Here is a 4,100-nt window from a genome sequence, read left to right as displayed (position 1 = left end):
AAAAATACCGTCTCCATAGTGTACTGGTTAGCGTGCTAGCACGGCATGCCGGTCGTCCGGGGTTCGATCCCCAGTCCGGCCGTTTTATTTAAAATAACCAAACCTTGGAGAGCGGTAGTGGAGGGCCTGCCTTTCACAACCATCCTGATAGAGGTTTTCCAGGGTTTCCCTCTATCGATTAAGGTAAATACCGGGATGGCTAAATTTAAATCGGCCCTGGACGTACCTCGGTTCTTTAATCGAGGTTTATTGGCGCCCAAACGCCTTCGGGCCTCCTGGGCAACAACGCCATACGCATAAATAAATTTAAAAATAAATCAGGAGGACAATGTAAAAGTTTTGACGGAAAACATAGACGATTTGAAAATGTTGTTCGAAGTTATTCAATCTAGAATAGAAAAAAAGATATTTGACTTAAAGAGAAGTCTGCACACTCAATGTGAACCTGGTGATGGTAGTTCAAGGCACAAAAATCTCGCAAAATTGCTGTTGCTTGTGGTTGAAATGAAAAATTCGTTATTGCGAAAAGCAAAATTTGATAATCATATAAGCACAATAAAGCCTCTAATATTGAGCTTGATGACCATGAAGTAGAAAATGCAGTAAGTGAATTGGAAAAATTGAAAGAGGTAAATACTTTACGTGAGTTGAAATTTTCTTTTGAGAAAGCCATTGATACTATTGATTATAACAAATCACACTATTTCAAAAAGTCATTTCAAAGTGGGTGAAAATAAAAGATAAAAATGATCCATTAAGGGCAAAGTTAGTAGAAATTGAGGAGTCAATAAATGATAATGATTGGCAGAGCATAGCTACTACAGTAGGTGATTTAACACACCCAGAATTAAAGCAATGGTTAAATAAATTGAATGGTCTTGTTGTAGCTTCTAAGAATATTTCAACAGTATATCATCACTTATTACAATATATATCATGATTTATTTCATAATTTTCGCTCTCGCTTTTTTATTTGGTATATGGATCAAAGTGAGTGGTGAAGTAATAAGGTCAGAATTGGGTAGTTACTACAAGTGTACATACTATAAGTGTTGATCTTCTATATTTTATTATTTTTGCTTGTGCGTTTTTATTGTTTTTATTAATTACATTTGACAGAGAGAGAAGAGCTACTGCTTTTTGAAGCTTTGTTTAGCATAGAGTTTGGCAATATGGAGAACGCTCACAAGCTAGTTAAAAATCTAAATGAGGAAAGCAATAAGTTATCCTTAGTAAAAGTCTTTAACTCAGGTAGAACAGGAAATTACAGCTTTTTCAGCAACGGTTTAACAAACATTGCAAATAAAAATCGCAACTTAGCTCTACTTCTGGCCAGCAAACTAATTGTCGCTCTTAAACAGGAAAGAGCAACCTTTCAAAGATTCATAGAGTATTGCTCTAGTTCAATTGATGATAAAGTTCTGTCTATTCCCTTTTAAATAGAGTATTGCATATTAAAAGAAGATTGGGTCAACGCAATTTTGAAGGTAAAAGAAGCTGCAAAGTTTTTAATATTTTTCTTCCCTTTGATTGTAAAAAAATGTTAGCGGTCTTTTATTGCGCTTTAGCAAAGCAATGTGAAAGTAAAAGGAATTATAAGGAGGCTAAAAAGTCTTTATTAAGCGCACAGAGTTATTACGCAACTTTTAGGCCCATCAATTTAAAGACAGAGTTATATATTAGAGTTGGAAAAATCAGAAAAGCTTCTGCAGTATTAGAGGCGGAGTATGCAGTAAATCCTACTCCTCAATTAGCTAAAATTTACATCAGTTTTAAATAGCAAAGGTGCTGAAAGGCTATATAACTTGCGCCCTGATTATTATTTTAGTTATTGCTTACATCTGCAATTAGCTTGGGCAAATATGATATTGCTAGTCAACACTTAGATACTGCTATGAAAAAAGCTAATTACATGTTGATCTATCTTATTATGATGCGGCTCAAGGTTATGTTACAAGAGTATGATAAAGTAATTTATTGGCTAAAAAGGATGGACTCAGAAGCTTTATCTGATCCGTGCTGGAAATGTGCGAATTGTAGTAAAAAGCTAGAGCATGGGATTATAAGTGTTCAAGCTGTAATGGTTTTAATTGTGTGTGTTATAATCAAGAGAGCTAATTCAAAGACCTTGCTTTATCAATGTAATTAAACAAGACCTTTTTAGTAAGCTCAAAGTCTTCTGAAGACTTGTTCTTTCACATCTTGCTGTAATACAGTTTTGTGTATTTAACAATTCTGAGGAGCCACCAACCTTTATTATCATTATTGGTTAACTTGGTACCATCAAGCTCTGAAAATGCAATGCTTTGCTGCTTTAGTGTTTTCTTTATTGATTCCATTATTTTAAATTTTTTTTTCGTCTTTAACTACAATCTTTACTTAATGAGTGATATACAGCTTTGGTAAGCTTTCAATCATCTGAGAATAGGCTTTGGTTTTTCTTGAGTAAAATGTCAATGGTTTTAACAGCAGAATACAGTCCGTCACCAAAACCAAGCTCAGAAAAGAAAAAGTGCCCACTCAGTTCACCGGCAAACTTTGCCTCTTCCTCTAACATCTTTTTCTTAACCAGCGAGTGTCCAGTAGCGCAGGCAATTACTTGCCCTCCTAACTTGCTAACAAAATCGTGCACTTTCATGCTCATTTTTATGTTAGTAATAACTTTGCCATTTGGGTATTCATCCAATAATTCACGCGCAAAAATCATAAATAAGTGGTCGTTGGAAACAACATTGCCTTTATTATCAATCAAGCGTACCCTATCACTATCGCCATCAAATGCAATGCCAAGATCACATTTATCTTTCTTTACAATATCAATTAATTGAACGAGATTTTTTCTTCTATAGAATCTGGATCGTGCAATGGAAATGCTCCGTATATAGCGTTATTGGTTACGATATGCGTATGATCTGGTAGGATCTTTTCAATATACCTTACAATTCCACTTACTTGGCTGTTTCCACAATCCCAGGCTATTTTCAGCTTTTGTGTAGTATTATTCTTTAATGCACTCTTTAATATGTGAATGTACTGGCTGTATATGTTTATGTTAATTAAGCTTCCAATTTTTGTACTGCTTTTGATTGGACTACCTCCATGGTGCAGTGGTTAAGTACCTGGCTCGTGACGCAAACGTCTCGGGTTCGATCCCTGTCAGCCGCAGTTTATTTATTCTGGGGTTTGCCATGGAGAGCGGTAGTGGAGGGCTTGCCATCCACGACCATCCTGATTGAGGTCTTCCAGGGTTTTCCTCAATCGCTAATGTGAATTCAAAATCGGCCCTGGCCGTGGTGGAGATCGGACAGCCGTAGGCGCCGGTTCGGGTCCCATGAGCCCGTCTCCTTTGAGACGAGATGTCTCGAAAATGATAAAAAAAAACTAATGATTTCCTTTATTTCTTGTTCTGAGTAAACTTTTTACTACTAAAAAATTTAAAGCCATTGTATTTGCTAGGGTTATGCGAAGCAGTAATAATGATACCAAGATCTGAATGTGTGATTTGCGTTGCGGCCTAGAGCATAGGTGAGGAGCACATAGTCCAATGCATATAACATTTGCTCCGGATGAAGTGAAGCCATTGATTAATTTTTTTCTATACTTGGTGAATCTCTTCTGCTGTCGTAGCCCACGAAAACATTAGTTACGGTTTGGCCAAACTTCCTACTTATCTCATACCCATCGTCGATCTGTAGGTCTTTGCCTACCACACCTCTAATATCGTATTTTCTTATAATGGTATTGTCCATACTGCACTGCTCAGAGTAAATACTATACAATATATTACAGACAAACGCTCAAGCTTATTTACCCAACGATTAGCTGACTTTTTTAAAAAAATATGTTAATATTATAGTATATTTTTTAAAAATGTGAATTATGCCGGAGAAAAACGAACATTTATTTATAATTAAGAATCAAAGTTAAGATGTAGAGATGAACAGAAGAAAAATGATATTCTAAGTGTCATAGAATCTTGCAACAATCTTCAGGAAAGAAAAATTAATCTGGTACATTATTGGCCCTTTACTGCAAGATAAAGAAATTAGGGAACGAGTGAGCTCAAAATGGGAAACAGATTTCCAAGGGTTTAAGAAATG

General features: G+C 35.8%; 3 protein-coding genes and 3 pseudogenes. 4 read left to right on the top strand and 2 right to left on the bottom strand.

Features of this window, described 5'->3' with window-relative positions; all coding sequences use genetic code 11:
* Window positions 1-300: 300 nt before the first annotated feature.
* The 4 genes and pseudogenes from HET73_RS09555 to HET73_RS09975 all read left to right on the top strand — a co-directional run bounded on the left by HET73_RS09555 (window position 301) and on the right by HET73_RS09975 (window position 2,149).
* Window positions 301-940 (top strand): annotated as a pseudogene (locus tag HET73_RS09555) (hypothetical protein).
* A gap of 172 nt (window positions 941-1,112) precedes the next feature.
* Window positions 1,113-1,439, top strand: a complete 327-nt coding sequence (locus HET73_RS09985) for a hypothetical protein (RefSeq protein WP_246210233.1) — start codon at window positions 1,113-1,115, stop codon at window positions 1,437-1,439.
* Window positions 1,440-1,540: 101 nt separating this feature from the next.
* Complete coding sequence (locus tag HET73_RS09980; RefSeq protein ID WP_246210232.1) at window positions 1,541-1,780, top strand: hypothetical protein; 240 nt, start codon at window positions 1,541-1,543, stop codon at window positions 1,778-1,780.
* A 72-nt stretch (window positions 1,781-1,852) separates the two neighbouring features.
* Window positions 1,853-2,149, top strand: a complete 297-nt coding sequence (locus tag HET73_RS09975) for a hypothetical protein (RefSeq protein ID WP_246210230.1) — start codon at window positions 1,853-1,855, stop codon at window positions 2,147-2,149.
* Here HET73_RS09975 and HET73_RS09545 read toward each other — a convergent pair.
* A pseudogene (locus tag HET73_RS09545) lies at window positions 2,115-3,096 on the bottom strand (phosphohexomutase domain-containing protein); the annotation flags it as partial. The gene HET73_RS09975 and the pseudogene HET73_RS09545 overlap by 35 nt on opposite strands.
* Before the next feature lie 287 nt (window positions 3,097-3,383).
* Window positions 3,384-3,749 (bottom strand): annotated as a pseudogene (locus tag HET73_RS09540) (phosphomannomutase/phosphoglucomutase); the annotation flags it as partial.
* Window positions 3,750-4,100: the final 351 nt, after the last annotated feature.

Source organism: Wolbachia endosymbiont of Atemnus politus, from assembly GCF_013309895.1.
The sequence above is the reverse complement of the archived record's forward strand: the minus strand, read 5'-3'. Positions and strand labels throughout refer to the sequence as shown.

Excerpts from the sequence above, each read along its gene's own strand:
- HET73_RS09980 (WP_246210232.1), top strand. The coding sequence starts at position 1,541 with ATGTTAGCGGTCTTTTATTGCGCTTTAGCAAAGCAATGTGAAAGTAAA.